This window comes from Hymenobacter terricola (genome assembly GCF_017921975.2).
GTDB lineage: Bacteria > Bacteroidota > Bacteroidia > Cytophagales > Hymenobacteraceae > Hymenobacter > Hymenobacter terricola.
In genome coordinates this window covers 40116-58581 of sequence record NZ_JAGEMO020000060.1, presented here as the reverse complement: position 1 = coordinate 58581, position 18466 = coordinate 40116, and the positions used below count along the sequence as shown (strand labels likewise).

At 65.0% G+C, this 18466-nt stretch carries 13 protein-coding genes; 3 read left to right on the top strand and 10 right to left on the bottom strand.

Features of this window, described 5'->3' with window-relative positions; genetic code table 11:
• Both J4G38_RS21920 and pelA read left to right on the top strand, forming a co-directional pair.
• Nucleotides 1-221, top strand: a 221-nt coding sequence (locus J4G38_RS21920; protein ID WP_226163660.1) for a cupin domain-containing protein, incomplete at its 5' end; no start/stop codon positions are given.
• A gap of 120 nt (nt 222-341) precedes the next feature.
• Nucleotides 342-2396, top strand: coding sequence for a pectate lyase (pelA, locus tag J4G38_RS21915; protein WP_226163659.1), 2055 nt, complete (start codon nt 342-344; stop codon nt 2394-2396).
• Nucleotides 2397-2579: 183 nt separating this feature from the next.
• On the opposite strand, the gene J4G38_RS28765 is transcribed toward pelA, so the two are convergent.
• The 6 genes from J4G38_RS28765 to J4G38_RS21885 all read right to left on the bottom strand — a co-directional run bounded on the left by J4G38_RS28765 (nt 2580) and on the right by J4G38_RS21885 (nt 11061).
• The gene (locus tag J4G38_RS28765) at nt 2580-4391 is read right to left on the bottom strand and encodes a hypothetical protein (protein ID WP_210517090.1); all 1812 of its coding nucleotides are present in this window, start codon (nt 4389-4391) and stop codon (nt 2580-2582) included.
• Between the two features lie 4 nt (nt 4392-4395).
• Nucleotides 4396-6654 (bottom strand): hypothetical protein, encoded by a 2259-nt coding sequence (locus J4G38_RS21905; RefSeq protein WP_210517088.1) that lies wholly within the window; start codon nt 6652-6654, stop codon nt 4396-4398.
• Nucleotides 6651-8249 carry a BatA domain-containing protein gene (locus tag J4G38_RS21900; protein ID WP_210517086.1) on the bottom strand — a complete coding sequence of 533 codons (1599 nt, stop codon included), beginning with the start codon at nt 8247-8249 and terminating at the stop codon, nt 6651-6653. Before J4G38_RS21900 ends, J4G38_RS21905 begins: the two co-directional genes overlap by 4 nt.
• 172 nt (nt 8250-8421) lie before the next feature.
• Nucleotides 8422-9297, bottom strand: coding sequence for a DUF58 domain-containing protein (locus J4G38_RS21895; protein ID WP_210517084.1), 876 nt, complete (start codon nt 9295-9297; stop codon nt 8422-8424).
• 72 nt (nt 9298-9369) lie between these two features.
• Nucleotides 9370-10347, bottom strand: a complete 978-nt coding sequence (locus J4G38_RS21890) for an AAA family ATPase (RefSeq protein ID WP_210517083.1) — start codon at nt 10345-10347, stop codon at nt 9370-9372.
• Nucleotides 10348-10437: 90 nt separating this feature from the next.
• Nucleotides 10438-11061: a DUF4159 domain-containing protein gene (locus J4G38_RS21885; protein ID WP_210517081.1), complete on the bottom strand. Its 624-nt coding sequence runs from the start codon at nt 11059-11061 to the stop codon at nt 10438-10440.
• Nucleotides 11062-11341: 280 nt separating this feature from the next.
• On the opposite strand from J4G38_RS21885, the gene J4G38_RS21880 reads away from it, so the two are divergent.
• A complete protein-coding gene (locus J4G38_RS21880; protein WP_210517080.1) occupies nt 11342-11971 on the top strand; it encodes a porin family protein in 630 nt (209 codons plus the stop codon).
• A gap of 120 nt (nt 11972-12091) precedes the next feature.
• On the opposite strand, the gene J4G38_RS21875 is transcribed toward J4G38_RS21880, so the two are convergent.
• From J4G38_RS21875 to J4G38_RS21860, 4 genes are all read right to left on the bottom strand, one after another.
• A complete protein-coding gene (locus J4G38_RS21875) occupies nt 12092-13417 on the bottom strand; it encodes a TldD/PmbA family protein (protein ID WP_210517078.1) in 1326 nt (441 codons plus the stop codon).
• A gap of 125 nt (nt 13418-13542) precedes the next feature.
• A complete protein-coding gene (locus tag J4G38_RS21870; protein ID WP_210517076.1) occupies nt 13543-15195 on the bottom strand; it encodes a TldD/PmbA family protein in 1653 nt (550 codons plus the stop codon).
• Nucleotides 15196-15288: 93 nt separating this feature from the next.
• On the bottom strand, nt 15289-16623 hold the full coding sequence (locus tag J4G38_RS21865) for a TldD/PmbA family protein (protein ID WP_210517075.1): 1335 nt from the start codon (nt 16621-16623) through the stop codon (nt 15289-15291).
• A 145-nt stretch (nt 16624-16768) separates the two neighbouring features.
• A complete protein-coding gene (locus J4G38_RS21860; RefSeq protein WP_210517073.1) occupies nt 16769-18421 on the bottom strand; it encodes a TldD/PmbA family protein in 1653 nt (550 codons plus the stop codon).
• Nucleotides 18422-18466: the final 45 nt, after the last annotated feature.

Genomic DNA, 18466 nt, shown 5'->3' with positions numbered 1-18466 from the left:
TCGAAACCGGCAGCGTGGGGGCCCGCCACCAGCACCCGCACGCCCAGCTGAGCTACGTGGAAAGCGGCGCGTTTGAGTACACCATCGGCGAGGAAACCCGCACCCTGCAAGTGGGCGACAGCTGCTACGTGCCGCCGCTGGCCTGGCACGGCGTGGTGTGCACCGAAGCGGGCGTGCTGGTGGACGCCTTCACGCCCCGCCGCGATGATTTCCTGAGCTAAACCAGTGCAGCGCGGACTTTGCAGTCCGCGTCCCCGCGCCGTTAGCAATCGTTGAAACGGCGCGGGGACGCGGACTACAAAGTCCGCGCTACAATCGCTACACTAATTCCTCTCTTTCCAATGAAACTATCCGCGCTGCGCCTGCTGGGGCTGGCACTACTTCTGCTCCTGGGCCTCTGCCTGCGCCCGGCCCGCGCCCAAACCGTGACCGTAGCGCCCGACGGTTCCGGCAACTTCCGCACCATCCAGGAAGCCATTAATAGCCTGCCCGCCACTGCGGCCAGGCCGCGCACGGTGTTCATCAAGAATGGCACTTATCGCGAGAAAGTCTTCATCGACGGCAAGGCCAATCTGGTACTGAAGGGGCAGAGCGAAACCGGCGTTGTCCTCACCTTTCCGCAGGCCCGCGACCTGTGGGCGTGCGGCCCCGGCGCGGGGGCCGGCGACTGGGGCGTGGCCACCCTCAACCTGCGCAACAGCCCCGACATCACCCTCGAAAACCTCAGCGTCATCAACAGCTACGGGTTTGATGCGACGGGCGAGGTGACGATTGATTGCCCCACCGCGCCCACGGGCAAGAAAACGGTGAGCAAAACCGGCCACCAGATGGCCCTGCGTGCCCTGCCCGGCGCCACCCGGCTCATTGTGCGGCACTGCACGTTCCGGGCCCTGGGCGGCGACACCGTGAGCCCCTGGGACACGGAGGCCGGCGCCTACTACTTCAAGGACTGCACGATGGAGGGCGGCGTGGACTTCTACTGCCCGCGCGGCTGGGCCTACGCCGAGAATTGCCGCTTCATCTGCCACAGCAAGGAGGCCGCCATCTGGCACGACGGCTCGGGCAACCGCGACTCGAAAACGGTGCTGCGCAACTGCACCTTCACCGGCGACGACGGCTTCAAGCTGGGCCGGTTTCATCGGGAGGCGCAGTTTTATCTGGTCGACTGCCAGTTCCCGGCGAACATGGCCGATGCCGACATCTACCACGCCGTATCGGGGCCGGGGGCCAAGCAGTGGGGGCGGCGCGTGTACTACGCCGGCTGCCACCGCGCCGGCGGCGACTACGCCTGGATGCACGACAACCTGAGCACCGCCGAGGGCGCCCCGAAACCCAGGGACCTCACCGCCGCCTGGACCTTCGGCGGGCTCTGGAACCCGCTGACCGGGGCCGTGCGCGCCGCGCCGCCCGCGCTCGCCGCGCAGGTCGACACCATTGCCGAGAAAATGCTGCTCTACCAGCGCGCCGTGGGCGGCTGGCCCAAGGCCCTGGGCGAGGTGAAGGTGAACTACGCCGCCCGCCTCAGCGCCGGGGCCCGCGCCGGCCTGCTCGACAGCAAGAACCAGAACGATGCCACCATCGACAACGATGCCACAACCCGCGAAATCAACTACCTGGTGCAGGCTTTCCAGAAAACCAACAACCCGGCCTATCGCAAAGGGGCCGAAAACGGCATCCGCTACCTGCTGAAAATGCAGTACCCCAACGGCGGCTTCCCCCAGTTTTACCCCGACCTGAGCGGCTACCGGCGCGAAATAACCTACAACGACGACGCCATGATTCGGGCCCTGACCGTGCTGCGCAACGTGGCCCGCCAGCAGGACCAGTTTGCTATCGTGGACCCCGATTTGGTGGCGCTGGCCAAGCCGGCCGTGGCCCGCGGCATCGAGTGCATCCTCAAAACGCAGGTGGTGGAGCACGGCCGTCCCACTGCCTGGTGCGCCCAGTACGACGACGTGAGCCTGCTCCCCGCCAAGGCCCGAGCCTTCGAGCTGCCCTCGCTCAGCGGCGAAGAATCGGTGGGCATCGTCCGCTTTCTGATGGATACGGAGCAGCCTTCGGCGGAAGTAAAAGCCGCCATCGAAGGAGCTGTGGCGTGGTTTGAGAGGGTGAAAATGACCGGCTACGCGCTCCGGGAAGTTGCCGCGCCGCAGGAAAAAACCGGCCGCGACCGCGTCATCGTGCCCCAGCCCGGCACCACCATCTGGGCCCGGTTTTACGAGCTGGGCACCGACCGGCCCATCTACGTGGGCCGCGACAGCCAGGTGCATTACCAGCTCAGCGAAATCGAAAACGAGCGCCGCGCCGGCTACCTCTACGCTGGCACCTGGCCCGCCGCCCTCCTGGCCAAAGACTACCCCGCCTGGCAAAAGGGCGCGGGTGAAGCCCACAAATAGCGCCGCCAGATGTAGCGCGGACTCTGTAGTCCGCGTCTCCAACGAAAACCCGAACGGCACGGGGACGCGGACTACAAAGTCCGCGCTACATCCGCCAACACAGCCTCAGAAATGGTGTCAGCGCCGATACTCCGAGAAATCCCGGGGTCCATCTTGCGACCGCAACGGGGCCTCCTTGGTGGCTCAGAGCTTCTCTTCCAGCCACAGGTACCCGGCCGCCAGCAGAAACAGGCCGAAGAACCAGCCCACCGGCCACGGTTCGGTGGTAGTATCCGGGGTGGCTGAAATTGCGGCGGTTGGCAAGGACGTGGTCCGTTGCGCCGCCAGCACCCGTTCCTGCAATTCCGGTCCCAGCCAGGCCGTCGGCGGGTACACGTAGAAATGGTGGGTGGCGCGGCCCGGCCCGCGCACCTGCTGCCACCCCGCTGCGCCGGGCCAGTACTGCGCCGTGCTCCACTCCGGCAGGCGGGTATCCTGGCGCAGGGCCAGGCGGATGGCGGGGCCGCCCGCCAGCGGGGCCACCGTGGGCGGGGTGGCGGGGAAAGCCGCTTCCAGGTGCAGCGTGAGCGGCTGAAAGGGCCGGGGCCAGCGCGAACCCTCCCGCCAGGTGGCCTCCGCCGGGGCCGGGGGAGCGGCGGCCGTCAGCAGCCGGTTCCAGAAGGAGGCGTACACGGCTGGGTGCCCTTGCAGCCCCCAGCGGAAGGTTTCGGGCACCACCGACACTACCGCAAAGCCCAGCCCCACGCGCCGGCCGGCCACTACCACGGCTTGGTTGGGGCCAGTGACGAGGGGCCGGATTGTGGGCCGCAGTTGCAGCTGGGCCGGCAGGGCGGCGCGGGCCTCGCCGGGCGCATCGGGCCAGGTGAGGGCCAGCTGGGCGGCGGGCGCGGCGGCCCGGGGCAGCACCGTGAAGTCGGCGCGGGCGGGGGCAGTTCGGGGCAGGGGCGCGGCCTCGGCCAGGGTGATGAGGCCGAGGCGGCCGGCGCTCACCGCCGTTTGCAGGGCTTGGCTTTCGCTGCTGGTAAGCGTGGCCAAAGTGCCCGCATCGGCAACAACGAGGGAATACTGGCCCAGCAGCGCGGGCGTGAGGCGGTCGAGAACCCGCGTGGGCTGATTCACGAAATCGGTTTGCACCAGGCCCCGGCTCACGCTGGTGCGCAGGGCCACCGGGTAATGCGCTTCGGCGAGGTAGTTTTTCAGGAACTTGAATTCGAACGAGGGCGAGGCCGTGAGCAGCAGCACGGCCGGCAGCGGGGGCTGCGTGATTTCCACGGGCACCGGCTCCGCCACCAGCGGCTGGCCTGCCCGGCGCAACCGCAGCTCATAGAGGACCAGCCCGGCGGCTTTGGGCTGGTATTGCAGGCGAAACTGGCCTCCGCCGGTCGGCAACAGAACAGAGTCGCGCCCGGTGCCCGCCGCCCGCAGGCTCACCCAAACCGGCGCCGCGCCCCCGGCGGCGGCCACCGCGCCTTCCACGCGCAGCGCCTGCCCCAAGGGCAGGCTGGCCGGCCAGAACGCGGTTTGGAACCCCGCGAAGGCCGCCCCCGCGTGCAGCTGCACCGGCAACCCGCGCAGGATGGGCAGCTCCGCGGCCGCCAGGCCATGGCCGATGATGTGCAGGCGCCGCAGGGCCGGCCGCTGCTCGGCCAGGCTGAGCAGGCTGGCTAGCGTGCGAGTTTTGACGGGTGGCGCAAAGTCGCCATACGCCCAGACTGGCGTGCCCGCGCCGAGCCGGCGCAGCAGCCCCCGCAGCGTGTCGGACGGGTAGCCTTCGGTGAGCAGAATGGCTTCGGCTCGCGCCGCTGGCAGGTGGCGCATGGGTGGAAAAGCCATCAGCCACAGCGCGGCGGCGGCCACCGCACCGGCCAGCACCCGCGCCCCGCGCTGCCGGATGCGGGGCCGCCGCCAGGCCGTAAATATCAGCCCGAGGCCAAGGGCCAAGCAAAAAGCCAGCAGGCCGTAATAAAGAGTGGGATTGGGAAGTAGTACGGGCAAAATTCTAGCGGCTTAACTCCTGAAAATAGCGCCGCGCCAATCGGTCGGGGGCCGGCGGGGTGGCCGGCGTGGGGGCGGGGGCCGCCAGCAAATCGGTGAGGGCGCGGGCCACGGGCGGGCGGCAGGCGGCGCAGGCGGGGCGGCCGGCGTGCACGTCGGCCACCAGCTGCCGCAGGGCCCGCAGCGCCGGCAGGTACACCCCCGGCCGCTCCAGGGCCGCGCCGGCCAGCATGCTGCCGGCCTGGTCGAGCAGCGCGGCATCGGCGGGGCGGGTAGGCAGGCCGTTTTCCGACGCCGCCAACCAGTGGAGGGCGGCCCGCACGGCGGGCTGGGTAACGGGCGCGGGCAGCGTTTGCTGGCGATGGGGCACGGCGGCCCCGGCCAGCTCGCCGGTGAGGCGCAGGGTGGCCTCGGGCATGGGCGGCGGGGTGAAACCGGCTTTCTTGACGAAGGCCCGGGTTTGCTGCTGCACTTGCTTCAGCAGGCGCAGGGCGCGGTACTCGTAGGGCAGGGCATCTTTGAGCTGGCCGGTGCGCAGGCGCAGCTCGGCGGCCCACATCTGGTCGAGCACGGCGCGGAGCTTGGCCTTCACGGCGGGCTCCAGGAAGTCAGCCGTTTCGGCGTCGTCGTGCTTGTGGATGTAGGGCTCCATCAGCGCGTCGGTTTCGGCGGTGGGCGAGGCTTTGGCGGATGAAGTGGGCGGGGCGGCGTGGTCGTGGTCGTCCTCGGCCGGGGCTTCGGCGGTGGGCGCGGCGGGGGCATCCTCATCCTCCGCGATGGGCGAATGAACGGCCGTGGCCCCGATGCCGGCTTCGGCTTCCTCGCCCATAAACTTGCCGTAGCGCAGGCGCAGCGTCTGCTGGTCGAAGCCGAGGGCGTTGGCCCGGCTGGCCACGGTGGCGGCGTCCAGCCTGGCCTTTTCGGCGATGAGCTTTTCGGTGTCGATGATAATCTGGCGCTCGCTGCGGAAGTAGGCGGGGGCCACTTTCACGCCCATGCCCATGTCGGGGGCGCTATCGGCCACGGCCGTATCCTGCCACTGCACGAGGTAGGAATCGGTGCGGGTGCTGTGGCCGTTATTGTCGCTGGCCGAAATATAGAAGTACAGCTCGTCGCCGTACGTCAGGCCCAGCTTCGGCAGGTTTAGCTGGCTGGTGAGGCTGGCCTGGGGGGAATTACCGCCCCGGCCCGCGCTCAAATCGCGCCGCACCTCCCGGAATTTCACCGCCTCGCCCTGGCCCTGCGCCACGGTGATGACCAGCTCGGCCCGGCTCAGGCCGTAATCATCCCGCACCGTGGCGCGAATCGGCACCTCGGGCCGTTGGCCAATGGCATTCACCATGGTGTAGGGCTTCGGCGTGATGATGCGCACCACCGGTGCCTGGTCGGCCCGCACATCAATGGCGTAATCATCCGAAACCGTACCCGCGAACCGCAGCCGGTAAAGCGTGGAGGCGTTCAGATTTTGCTCAATAAAAAAAGTCCCGGCCTGCCCGGCCACTGGCTGCAAGCGCCGCTGCCGCTGGCCCAATTCCAGCTCTGGCACCTGCCGGTTGGCCCCGCTCACGCGCACCTGCCACCGCACCCGCGCCCCCTGCGGGCACTGAAACGAAGCCTGCTTGGGCGCGAAAGCCGATTGATGCGTGTAGGCCGGGGGCGTCACCAGCAACTGGGTTTCGGTGATGCGGGACGGCACTGGCCGGCCGGGTGCGGCGGGCCTGGCCGATGGAGAAAAACGAACCGCCACGCCCGCAGGCTTGGCCGCTGCTGGTGCCTGTGGCCACCACCACAGCGCCGCGCTGGCGGCCAGTAATCCTCCCGCCAGCCACGCTGCCTTCCGGAAATCTACAGGCAGGGTGAGGGTGTCGGCGGCCCGTAGCCCGGCTAGCCGCCGGGCCACGCGCTGCTGCTGGAGCTGCTCCAGCAGGTTCAGGTCTTCCGGATTTCGGAGCAGCAGCCCCGTGCTGTCTTCCAGCTCGATAAAGCGCCGGTCGAGCCGGGGGACTACGCTAGCCGCACCTACTTCCCGCAATGGGCCGAGCAGGAACCACAACACCACAACCCCCACCACAGCCGCAACTATCAATCCTGGCAGCGCTACGGGCCAGTGCCGGCCCCCGGCCGCCAGCAGCACCGCCCCGGCGATAACGGGCAGCAGCACTGCTGCGGCCTGGCGGCCGGCATGGGCGTGCGCTACCTTGCGCAGTAGCTGCCGGGCCTGCGCTACAGCGGCGGTGGGCGAAGATTCGAGGACCTGGCTCATGGGGTAGAAGGCAAGGACGGCGCTTCCCGGCGGCGGGCCAGCAGGCGTTCCATGATGAATAACAGCCCGGCCAGCAGCACCAGCCCCGGCCGTAAATCCGTGAAGCGGAAGGCTGGTTGCGGTGGGAAAACAGCCGGGCCAGGCGTCGGGCGGGCGGGCAGTAGCTGGGCCGGGTCGAGGCTGCGCCGGTCAGTAACACCCGATGCGGGTTCGGCCCGCAACAGGTGTAGCAGCAGGCCGGGCAAAGCGGGGCTGTCGGCCAGCTCGCTCCAGGTGGGCAGCAGCCGCGTGTGCAGCCGGTAGAAAATACCCGAGCGCGCAAATCGCCGGCTCAGCACCGGGCGGCCGAGAATATCGGTCCACTGCGACTCCGCCTCTGAAACAGTTGCCAGGTCGCGCCGGTAGAGCCGGACAAGCGCGGTATTTCCCGGTTGGGGGGCTAAAAAGGTGGTGTCGGCCGTGCCCGCGCCACTGGCTTCCTGCCACACCCGCACGCCTTTAGAGGCTGCCGCGGCCCCCCAGGCGGCCGGCAGCGGGGCGTCGGATAGCCAGAACAACCAATCGAGACTCGTGGCCGTGGGCGACGTGCCGGCAGCCGTCAGTTCCAACGGTACGGGCAGTCCCAGGGCCGCGGCGCGTAGGGCCGCCCGCAGGTATCGGGCATCCTCGGCATAGCCGGGGCCAGCGAACACGGCCACGCGCAACGGCGCGGTGGCAACGCGAATTGCCTCGTGCATTGCCTCGTGCATCTCGCGGGCAGCGTCGGGCTTGGCGACTGGATTAAGTTGCAAGCCATCGCCGCTGGCTAGCTCGTAGCGCAAATCCGGCAGGCCGGCAATGTCGATTAAATGTGCAGCTGGCGGCCGAAGCATGGTCACCTGCCGAAAGATGGTGTGGTTTTCATCGCTCTGCCCCACCAACAGGTGCAGGCTATCGGCCACGGCCACGGCATTTTCCAGCCACGCGGTGGGCGGGGGAGGCAATAGCTGCCAGGTTATCGGCGCTTGCGTGGGCAGCGGCGGGTGCGGGCCGCGCAAATGGGACAGCTGGGCGGAAGCCACCACGTACAGCGGCTGGCCTGTAAACACGCCGGCCGCCTGCTGCACCCGCGCCCACAAGAAGCTTTCCGTCGTTGGCAATGACACCCGTCGGCCCGGAACCCCCATCCGCGGCGCTTCGAGCGAGCTTGTTCGCCACTGCCGGGCTGGTACGACCGGAAACGTTGGCAATAGCCAGCGCAAAGCGTAGCCCCGGCGGCGCAACGAATCGATGGTGGGCCGCAGCGTCGCGAAAGCAGAATTGGCAGCTACTTCGGGGCTCAGCAGGACCACGCCCCGGCTGGTGAGCTGCGCCGTGCGCCACACCGGCCCGGCCACCGCCACCGCCAGCACCACCAGCAGGGCGGCCCGCAGCAGCAGCAGCCAGAGCTGCTCCGGCTTCAGGCTGCGCAGGCGGCGGTTGGCACCCGCAGTCAGCCAGCGCAGGCTGCCCACGGCTACCTCGCGGCCCGGCCGGCGGTTCCAGAGATGAATGGCTACCGGCACCAGCAAGCCCAGCAGGGCCAGTAATGCGGCAGGATTAAGCAGCGTAAACAACGGATAGTGGAATCAGAATAACGTTAGGAAATAGATTCGGAAACGATGCTGGGACGGCCTAAGGAACTCGAGGATTGTCGTGTGGCAACTCTTTGCAGTTTGGAGGAACTGAGGTAGCAGGGACGTCATTTGCTGCCGAGAGGCGCAGGGTTGAGTCGCGGCTTGGCTCAAATTATCCCGACGAATTACGCCGGCGTAAGAACTCCCGAACAGCCTCGTCCAGCGGCTGCGAAGTATCCAGCTGGTGGTAGTCGAAGCCCTGGCGGCGGGCGGTTTGGGCAGTGTCGCGCAGCCACTGCTGAAGCTGTTGCTGGTAAGCCGGGCGCTGCTGGTCGGCATCGATTTGCAGGGTTTGTCCAGTTTCTAATTCCCTGAAAGTAACCGGGCCTTGGTAACTGAATGTGAGTTCATTATGCGCTACCAGATGCAGTAGCAGCACGTCGCCGCTTGTGGCGCGCAGGCGGGTGAGCAGCGTGTTGATTTCGGCTTCCTCCTCATACAAATCGCTCACGCACACGGTGAGGGCGCGCTGCCGCCGGGCGGTGAGCGGGGCCAGCGTGGCGGCGCTGGGAAAGCGGCCGGCGGCCTCGGCCGTTTCAAGGGCGTGGTAGAGGCGCGGGAGCTGGCGGGCGTCGGCGCGGGGCGGCAGGTGGGCAAGGCCGGCAGGGCCGAGAATGGTCAGGCCCACGGCATCGCCCTGCTGGGTGGCGAGGTAGGCCAGCGCGGCCAGCAGCAGCCGGGCGTAGTCGAGCTTGGTGAGGCCGTTGTCGTCGCGGTGGTTCATGCTGGCGCTGGCGTCGAGCAGCAGGTGCACCGTCAGGCTGGTGTCAATTTCGGATTCGCGCAGGTAGTAGCGGTCGGAGCGGGCGGCCAGGCGCCAGTCGAGGCGGCGCAGGTCGTCGCCGGGCTGGTAGGGGCGGTACTGGCTGAACTCCATGCCCGCGCCGTGCCGCCGGCTGGCGTGCGCGCCATTCAGGAAGCCCTTGGCCGCTTGCCGGGCGGCGAGGGACAAGTTGCGCAAGCCGTGCAGGAGTTCGGGGGTGAGCATAAGTAGCGCGGACTTTTAGTCCGCGAATCCAACGATAAAAAAGGTAAGGTGCTCGCGGACTGAAAGTCTGCGCTACACTGCCACCGCTTTCAGCAGCTCCACCACGGCATCGTCGGCCGTAAGGTTTTCTGCTTCGGCGTTGAAATTCAGCAACACCCGGTGCCGCAGCACCGGCGGCGCCAGCGTGCGGATATCCTCCAGCGTGGCGGCGAAGCGGCCGTGTAGTAAGGCCCTGGCCTTAGCGCATAATATCAGCGCCTGCCCGGCCCGCGGCCCCGCGCCCCAGCGCCCGTAGTCCTTGATAAACTTCACCTCCGAGGTAGCCGGGCGCGTGGCCCGCACCAGCCGGTTCACGAAATCCATCAACTCGGGACTCAAACTCACCTGCCGCACCAGTGCCTGCAGGGCGCGGATATCGGCCCCGCCCAGCACCGGCTGCACGGCCTGGCCCGCCGCGCCGGTGGTGCCGCGCAACACCGCCAACTCCTCAGCCGCCGTGGGATAGCCGATGCGCACGTACAGCAAAAACCGGTCGAGCTGGGCCTCGGGCAGGGGGTAGGTGCCGCTTTGCTCGATGGGGTTTTGGGTGGCCAGCAGGAAGAAGGGCTTGGGCAGCGCGTGCTCCAGGCCGGCGTAGGTGACGTGGCCTTCCTGCATGGCTTCGAGCAGGGCGGCCTGAGTTTTGGGCGGCGTCCGGTTGATTTCGTCGGCCAGCACCAGGCTAGCGAAAATGGGGCCGGGGTTGAACTTGAACGAGCGGTGGCCGGTGCCGTGGTCCTCCTCCAACACCTCGGTGCCGAGGATGTCGGTCGGCATCAAATCCGGCGTGAACTGGATGCGGCGGAAGGGCAAATCGGTGGCAGCAGCCAGGGTGCGGACCAGCAGCGTTTTGGCCAGGCCGGGCACGCCTTCGAGCAGAGCGTGGCCGCCGGCCAGCAGGGCCACCAGCACTTCATCGAGCACGGTTTCCTGGCCCACAATAACCTTGGCGATTTCGGCTTTCAGGACCGGCAGCTTGGCGAGGAGGGCGTTTACTTCTTGTTCGGTCATTCTTTAGTTGTTAGTTGCTCGTTGTCAGTTGTTAGGAGTCTGCTGCAAGCTCTGGGCCTAACAACTGACAACGAGCAACTAACAACTAAATCATGTCAGCGCATACAGCAAAATATTCACCCCAAACTTCGTGTTATCCTCTGCCAAAAAGCGCTTGTTGCGGAAGTCGTAGTCCCACTCGCAGCCGTAGTCTTTGTTGGAGTACAGCACGCCGATGCGGCCCTTGATTTCCACGGCTTTCAGGTAGTCGTGCACGAGGTCGTCGCCCCAGCCGTTCAGCTCGAAGCCGGTGTTGGGCGGGCCGTCCTTGAAGGTGAAGAACTGGGAGTAGATGGGGTGGGTTTTGGGGATTTTCTTTAGCGTACCCGCGCCGAAGCATTGGCGCATCTGCTCCTCAAACGAGCGAGCGAAGAGGCCGTCGATGTCGTGGTTGCAGTCATCCACAAACACGAAGCCGCCGTTGCGCACGTACTGGATAAAGTTCTGTCTCTCAGGGCTGGAAAACTGCACCAGCCGGTGCCCCGAAAGGTAGCAGAACGGGTAGTTGAACAGCTCCGGGCTGTCCAGGGCCACCACTTTTTCCTTGGGGTCGATGGGGACTTTGGTGTACTGCACCAGCGAGTGCAGCAGGTTGGCGGGCATGCGCTCGTCCACCGCGTCCCAGTCGCCGGAGTGATATTTCAGGCGCACAAAAGTGAAAGGGGCAGCGGGCACAGGTATCGGGATAGAAGCGGGAGAAAACGGGGCGCGGGCCAGCCGGGCACCGGGATGATAGTCGGACGAAAAATAAACGAGTTGCTTTTTCGTTGCCTCGCGGTGCTTAAACCCGGGTTGGGCCTGAGCATCGGAGCTAACAGCCGGGCGCAACTTTTCACCCGGTCATTCGTGTAGTTATTGCAACAGCGGCTTCCAATGGGGCCGTAGCGGCCTAAGCTACTGCCGAAACCCCAGACCAGCCTAGTTCAGTCCCAACACTATATTTCCTTCCTGTCTTATGAAAAAGCTCCTGATTATCGGGTTTCTGAGTTTGTTCCTTACGCCGCTCGCGCAGGCGCAGTTCGGCATCAAGGGCGGGCTGAACGTGGCGGAAATGACCGGCCGCGACGGCGAAAGTGCCTCCTATAAAGCATTTTATCACGTCGGAATCTTTTACCAGGCCAATATCCTGGGGCCGCTTTCCATTCAGCCCGAGGTCCAGTATTCGGTAGCCGGCGGCAACCTGAAATCGGCCTTCACCAACTACGACACGGAACTGCATTACTTCACGGTGCCCATTCTGGCCAAGCTCACCCTGGGCCCGGTGTTTCTGGAAGCCGGCCCGCAATACGGGATATTGCTCAGCGCCAACCAGTCGGGCCAGGTGCAGGTCGGTTTCGCGGCCGATGGCACGCCCGCGTATGGCAATCAGTCCCGCACAACCAGCAGCAACTTCAAGAGCAGCGATTTCAGTGTGGTAGGTGGCGTGGGCCTGAAACTGGCCAGCGGCTTCTCCCTGGGTGGCCGCCTGGTGGCCGGCCTCAACGATATCAACGACGCCAAGAACCTGTCCGGCATCAACGACCCCCGGCTGCAAAACCGCGTTTTTCAGGTGTACGCGGCTCTGCAGTTTGGCGGGAAGAAGTAGCAGTAGCGTGGACTCTGCGAGTCCGCGAGCGAGCGTAGCGAGCAATTAGCGGTGGTCAAACGGCAAGGTTCCGAATGCTCGCGGTGCTCGCTCGCGGACTCGCAGAGTCCACGCTACTTTCTAAATCGCATCCGACAGACTCGTGAACGTGAAGTCCCGGATTTTCAGGGGCGGAACCATGCAGCCCGCCAGCCGCTGGGGCCTCCCAATCGCCTCAATATTATTCAGCATAATAATCGGGCTTTCGTTGAAGCGCAGGTTTTTGATGGGGAATTTGATGACCCCATTTTCAATGTAAAACGTGCCGTCGCGCGTGAGGCCGGTGTAGAGCAGCGTCTGCGGGTCGACTTCGCGGATGTACCAGAGGCGCGTGACTAGGATGCCTTTGGCAGTGCCTTTGATGAGCTCAGTCGTGCTTTGGGTGCCGCCGGCCATGATGAAACCGTTGGGGAAAGCGGTGGCGGGCAACTTGCTTTTTTCGGCCCAGAAGCGGGTGTAAAACAGGTCTTTGACCACGCCTTTCTCAATCCAGGTCTGGCGTTTGGTGGGCAGGCCGTCGCCATCGAAGGCATTGCCGGGGGCCTCGGCATTCATGGGGTCCGAGTAGATGGTTATCCGCTCATCGAACAGCTTTTCACCCTTGCGGTTGCCGCCGCCTTTTTTGCTCAGGAAGCTGCGGCCTTCGTCGGCCTCGCGGGCACCCATCCCAAAAATCATCCCGCCGAGGAGCGAGAGGTCGTCGCCGGCCATCAGGGCGGCCGGCTCCAGAATCACGGTGTATTTGCCGGGCTCGATGGCCTTGGCATTCACCGAGCTGAGCGCCTTGTCGGCGGCGCGTTGGGTGAGGGCTTTGGCGTTGAGCTTGGCGGGGTCCGTCACGTCGGCAATGGCGTAGCCGGAGCCGCGGCCGTCGGCGGTGCGCACCGTCACCGAAAAGTCGGTGTTGGTGGACTGCTGGTAGGCTTCGAGGCCTTTGGAGTTGCGCTTGGCCACGAAGCTGGTGCCGCCATCGAGGAAGCCGGCGGCAGTCAGGTTCTTGGCGGCGCACAGGGTCATGCTATCGGCGGCGGCCTGGGCGCGGGTGATGGCCGTGAGCAGGGTAGTGGCCGTGGAAGGCGGGCTCAGATAGGTTTGCGGGCCGAGCAGGGCCACGTATTCCGGGCTTTCAGGGGCGAGGTGCGCAATTTCCTCGGCCCGCTGCACGCAGCGGCGCAGGGTGGTTTCGTCGAACTCGTTGCAGGTGGCGATGCCGCTGCGCTTGCCGAAACGCGACTCCACAGCCAGCGACACGGAGTTTTGCGAGCCGGCCGTGCTCACGCTGTTGCGGGCGTAGCGGATGTTGCCGCTGGTGCGGCCCCGCAAGGAGGCTTCGCACTCATCGGCCGTACTGTAGCTCAATACTTTCTTGAGCAAGGTTTGAGCTTCGTCTTTGGAGAGAATGGCCATGGGTTGAGGTGCTGATTTTTTGAGGTGTTGAGGTGCTGATTTTAAAGCATGATTTTGATTGGCTGATGGCTGAGCGACTCCATACTTATAGAAGCGGCACGTCAGTAAATCAGATAATCAGCACATCAGCCAACTTTCCGGGCCGTGTTGATGACGTTCACGCCGTTGAAGCGCGTGGTGGCCGAGCCGTGGCTCACCGACGACACCTGGGCCGGCTGGCCCTTGCCGTCGAAGAAAGTGCCGAACAGGCGGTAGTCCGACTGGTCGCACGAGCCTGCGCAGGCGCCCCAGAACTCCTGGGTGTTCGACTGGTAGGCCACGTCCTCCAGCGGCTCCGTGATTTTGCCCTTCTCGATGGCGAAAAACAGCTGCCCGCCAAACTGGAAGTTGAAGCGCTGCTGGTCGATGGAGAACGAGCCCGCGCCGGCAATGTAGATGCCCTTATCCACGCCTTTTACCATCTCGTCGGGGCTCATTTTGGCGGTGCCGGGGCGCAGGCTCACGTTGGGCATGCGCTGGAACTGCACGTCTTCCCACGACTGCGCGTAGGCGCAGCCATCCGACTCCTTCTGACCCACGATGTGCGCCTGGTCCCTGATTTTCTGGTAGTTCACCAGCTTGCCTTCCTTGATGAGGTCCCACTCGCGGGTTTTCACGCCCTCGTCGTCGTAACCCACGTTGCCCACCGAGCCGGGCTGGAGCTTGTCGGCCACGATGTTCACGGCCTTCGAGCCGTAGGGCAGGTTTTTGGCCTTCCATTCCAGCGTGGCAAACGAAGTGCCGGCGTAGTTGGCCTCGTAGCCCAGCACGCGGTCGAGCTCGGTGGGGTGGCCGACGGACTCGTGAATGGTCAGGCCCAGGTGCCCGGGGTCGAGCACCAAATCGTACTTGCCGGGCGTCACCGATTTCATGCTCAGCTTGGCCTTGGCCTGCTTGCCGGCCAGCGCCGCATCGGCCAGCATGTCGTAGCGCAGCTTGTAGCCGACGGTATCGGTGCCCTGCGGGCCGCGCACCTGCTCCGCCGCGTTGGGCGTGAGGTATTCAAAACCCAGCCCTACCGGTGCGCTCAACGCCTCCCGCGAACGGAACTTGCCCGACTTCGTATCAACGGCCGTGGCCGAAAACGTGGGCCAGAGCCGGTGCACGTCCTGGTCAATATAAGAGCCGTCGGTGCTGGCGAAGTACTTCTGCTCGTTCACCTGGAACAGGGCCGAATTGATGTAATTGGCCCCGGCGTCGAGGGCGGCGGCGTTGGCGGCCAGCAGCAAATCCACTTTCTGCTTGATGGGCACCTCAAAAGCACTTTGCTGAATGGGCGTTTTCCAGCTCACCTCGCCGTAGCCAGTTTGGGCAGCCAGCTGCACGGGTTCCTTCATCACCAGCTTATTCGCCTTGGCGATGCTCACGGCTTCGCGGGCGGTGGCGGCCAGGTTGGCCTCGGTCACGACGCTCGTGGAGGCGAAGCCCCAGCAGCCCTGCACCAGCACCCGGATACCCACGCCGTAGCTCTCGGTGCTCACGATGTTCTGCACCTGCTTCTCGCGGGTAAAGACGTACTGGTTCAGCGAGCGGCCGATGCGCACGTCGGCGTAGTCGGCCCCAGCGGTTTTTGCGGCGTTCAGGGCCGCGTCGGCCAGCCGCTTTTTTATGATGACGTCGGCGCCCGGCTCCAGCAGGCGGGCGGGGTCTACGGGCGTGTGGCCGAAGCCCGGCAGGCTCGGCAGAAACAGGGCTCCGGCGGCAAGGCCGGTCAGCCCCACAAAGTCGCGTCTTTTCATAAGTGGAATGTAGCGCGGACTTTGTAGTCCGCGAGTTGAGGGGTTGAAAAGGGAGGCTAAAAGGCAGTTCAGACGCGGACTACAAAGTCCGCGCTACACCGCGTCCGACAAACTGGTAAACGTGAAATCCCGGATTTTGAGCGGGGGCACGAGGTTGCCGTTCAGGCGCACGGGCTTGCCGATGGCTTCCAGGTTATTCAGCATAATGACCGGGCTTTCGTTGAAGCGGAAGTTTTTCACCGGGAATTTAATCACGCCATTCTCAATGTAAAACGTGCCATCCCGCGTGAGGCCGGTGAAGAGCAGCGTCTGCGGGTCGACGGGGCGGATGTACCAGAGGCGCGTCACCAGAATGCCTTTGGCCGTGCCCTTGATGAGGTCGGCCGTGCTTTGGGTGCCGCCTTCCATAATCCAGCCGTTGGGGCGCGGCAGGTCGGGAATGCCGGCTTTCTGGGCCCAGAAACGGGAGGAATACAGGTTCTTCACCACGCCCTTTTCAATCCAGGTGGTGCGCTGCTGGGGCCGGCCGTCGCCGCTGAAGGTGAGGTCGCTGATTTCCGGGTTCAGCGGGTCGGAGTAGATGGTGACCCGTTCATCAAACATCTTTTCGCCCTTGCGGTTGCCGCCGCCTTTTTTGCTGAGGAAGCTGCGGCCCTCGTCGGCGTTGCGCGCGTCGAGGCTTTGCATGAGGGCGCCAATCAGCGAGGTATCTACGTTGGACAGCAGTGCGTTGGGCTCCAGGATGACGGTGTATTTGCCCGGCTCAATGGCGCGCGCTTTCATTGAGGAAGCAGCTTTGTCGGCGGCTATTTTCGTGAAGCGCGCCGCGTCCATCTTGGTGGCATCCACGTAATCGCCCGAGGCGTAGCCCGAACCGGACCCGTCCGGCGTACGCACCGTCACGCTAAACGTAACGTTCGACACCTGTTGGTACGCCTCCAGCCCCTTGGAATTGCGCTTGGCCACGAAGCCGTGCGAGTCGTCGAGGTAGCCCGCCGAGCTGAGTTTCTTCTGGTCGCACAGCGCCATGCTGGCCCCGATTTGGGCGGCCCGGTAATCGGGCGTGATGCCGGCCGTAGCCGCCGCGTAGGAGTGGCTGCCATCGAGGTACTGCTGCGGTCCGAGCAGCGGCATATATTCGGGGCTTTCCGGCGCGAGGCGGGCAATTTCCTCGGCCCGCTGCACGCAGCGGCGCAGGGTAGCGTCGTCGAACTCGTTGCAGGTGGCGATGCCGCTGCGCTTGCCGAAGCGGCTTTCCACGGCCAGGGAGATGTTATCGGAGGCGCCGGCCGTGCTGATGGAGTTGCGCGCCGAGCGCACGTTACCGCCGGTGTTGCCGTTCAGCGTGGCGTCGCACTCGTCGGCGGTGCTGAAGCTGAGGACCTTTTTGAGTATCGTTTGGGCTTCGTCTTTGGTGAGAATGGCCATGAGGTTGATGATTAGTAGTTGATATTCTGGCGCCAACCTCACCCCCTGACCCCCTCTCCCATGGAGAGGGGGCACCGGTCTTGCTCTGGACGGAAATCGTCAGGCTCCCCTCTCCGCGGGAGAGGGGCCGGGGGTGAGGTGACAATCAGCCGATTTTCCGGGCCGTGTTAATCACATTCACGCCGTTGAACCGCGACGTGCTCGACCCGTGGCTTACGGCCGAGCTTTGCGAGGGCTGGCCCTTGCCGTCGTTGAAAGCCCCAAAAAACCGGTAGTCCGACTCGTCGCACACGGCGGCGCAGGAGTTCCAGAATTCCTGGGTGTTGGCCTGGTAGGCCACGTCTTCCAGCATCTCGGTGATTTTGCCTTTCTCGATGGCGTAGAACACCTGCCCGCCGAACTGGAAGTTGTAGCGCTGCTGGTCGATGGAGAACGAGCCGTTGCCGGCGATGTAAATGCCCTTGTCCACGCCCTTCACCAGCTCATCCACGCTCAGCTTGGCGGTGCCGGGCTGGAGGCTCACGTTGGGCATGCGCTGAAATTGCACGTCCTGCCACGACTGCGAGTAGCAGCAGCCATCCGAATGGTCCTGGCCCACGACGTGCGCCTGGTCGCGAATTTTCTCGTAATCCACCAGCCGGCCTTCCTTGATGAGGTCCCAGCGGCGGGTTTTCACGCCCTCGTCGTCGTAGCCCACCGCGCCCAGCGTGCCCACTTGCGTCTTGTCGGCCACGATGTTCACCGCTTTCGAGCCGTAGGGAATATTTTTGGCCTTCCACTCCAGCGTGGCGAACGATGTACCGGCGAAATTGGCCTCGTAGCCGAGCACGCGGTCCAGCTCCAGCGGGTGGCCAACGGATTCGTGAATGGTCAGGCCCAGGTGGTGCGGGTCGAGCACGAGGTCGTACTTGCCGGGCGTCACCGATTTGGCGGTCAGCTTTTGCTTTACTTGCTTGGCCGCCGAGGCCACGTCTTCCAGCATGTCGTAGCTGTACTTGTAGCCGATGATGTCGGAGCCGGTGGGGCCGGCCACTTTGTCGGCGGCTTTGGGCATGAGGTACTCGTAGCCCATGCCTACGGGCGAGCTCAGGGCCTGCCGCGAGCGGAACTTGCCGCTGGCCCGGTCGATGGCCGTGACCGAAAACGTGGGGTAAATCCGGTGCACGTCCTGGTCGATATACGAGCCGTCGGTGCTGGCAAAATACTTCTGCTCGTTCACCTGAAACAGCACCGAATTGATGAACGACACGCCCAAATCGAGCGCCTTGGCGTTAACGCCCAGCAGCAAATCCACCTTGTCCTTAATGGGCACCTCAAACGCATTCTGCTGAATGGGGGCTTTCCAGCTCACTTCGCCGTAGCCTTTTTGCGGGGCCAGCTGCACCTTTTCCTTCTGCACTTTCGAGTTGGCCTTGGCGATTTGCACGGCCAGTTGGGCGGCTTTGGCAATGCCGGCTTCGCTCACATTGTTGGTGGACGCAAAGCCCCAGGTGCCGTTGGCAATCACGCGGATGCCCACGCCATAGCTCTCGGTGCTGGCAATGTTCTGCACCTGTTTCTCCCGGGTGAAAACGCCCTGGTTGAGGTAGCGGCCGATGCGCACGTCGGCGTAGCTGGCCCCGGCCGCCTTGGCCGCGTTGAGGCCGGCATCGGCTAGGCGCTTTTTTATGGTCGTGTCGGCGCCGGGTTCCAGCAGGCGGGCAGGGTCCACGAGGGTGCCGCCGAAACCCGGCAGGCTGGGGAGAAAGAGGGCCCCGGCCGCCAGGCCGGTCAGTCCTACAAAGTCGCGTCTTTTCATAAGTGGAATGTAGCGCGGACTTTGTAGTCCGCGTGTTGATAGTTT

Bases quoted from the DNA above. Each gene is read 5' to 3' on its own strand.
- J4G38_RS21895 (WP_210517084.1), bottom strand. From the start codon at position 9,297: ATGCTCACCCCCGAACTCCTGCACGGCTTGCGCAACTTGTCCCTCGCC.
- J4G38_RS21870 (WP_210517076.1), bottom strand. From the start codon at position 15,195: ATGAAAAGACGCGACTTTGTGGGGCTGACCGGCCTTGCCGCCGGAGCC.
- pelA (WP_226163659.1), top strand. From the start codon at position 342: ATGAAACTATCCGCGCTGCGCCTGCTGGGGCTGGCACTACTTCTGCTC.
- J4G38_RS21865 (WP_210517075.1), bottom strand. From the start codon at position 16,623: ATGGCCATTCTCACCAAAGACGAAGCCCAAACGATACTCAAAAAGGTC.
- J4G38_RS21880 (WP_210517080.1), top strand. From the start codon at position 11,342: ATGAAAAAGCTCCTGATTATCGGGTTTCTGAGTTTGTTCCTTACGCCG.
- J4G38_RS21860 (WP_210517073.1), bottom strand. From the start codon at position 18,421: ATGAAAAGACGCGACTTTGTAGGACTGACCGGCCTGGCGGCCGGGGCC.
- J4G38_RS21890 (WP_210517083.1), bottom strand. From the start codon at position 10,347: ATGACCGAACAAGAAGTAAACGCCCTCCTCGCCAAGCTGCCGGTCCTG.
- J4G38_RS21905 (WP_210517088.1), bottom strand. From the start codon at position 6,654: ATGAGCCAGGTCCTCGAATCTTCGCCCACCGCCGCTGTAGCGCAGGCC.
- J4G38_RS21875 (WP_210517078.1), bottom strand. From the start codon at position 13,417: ATGGCCATTCTCTCCAAAGACGAAGCTCAAACCTTGCTCAAGAAAGTA.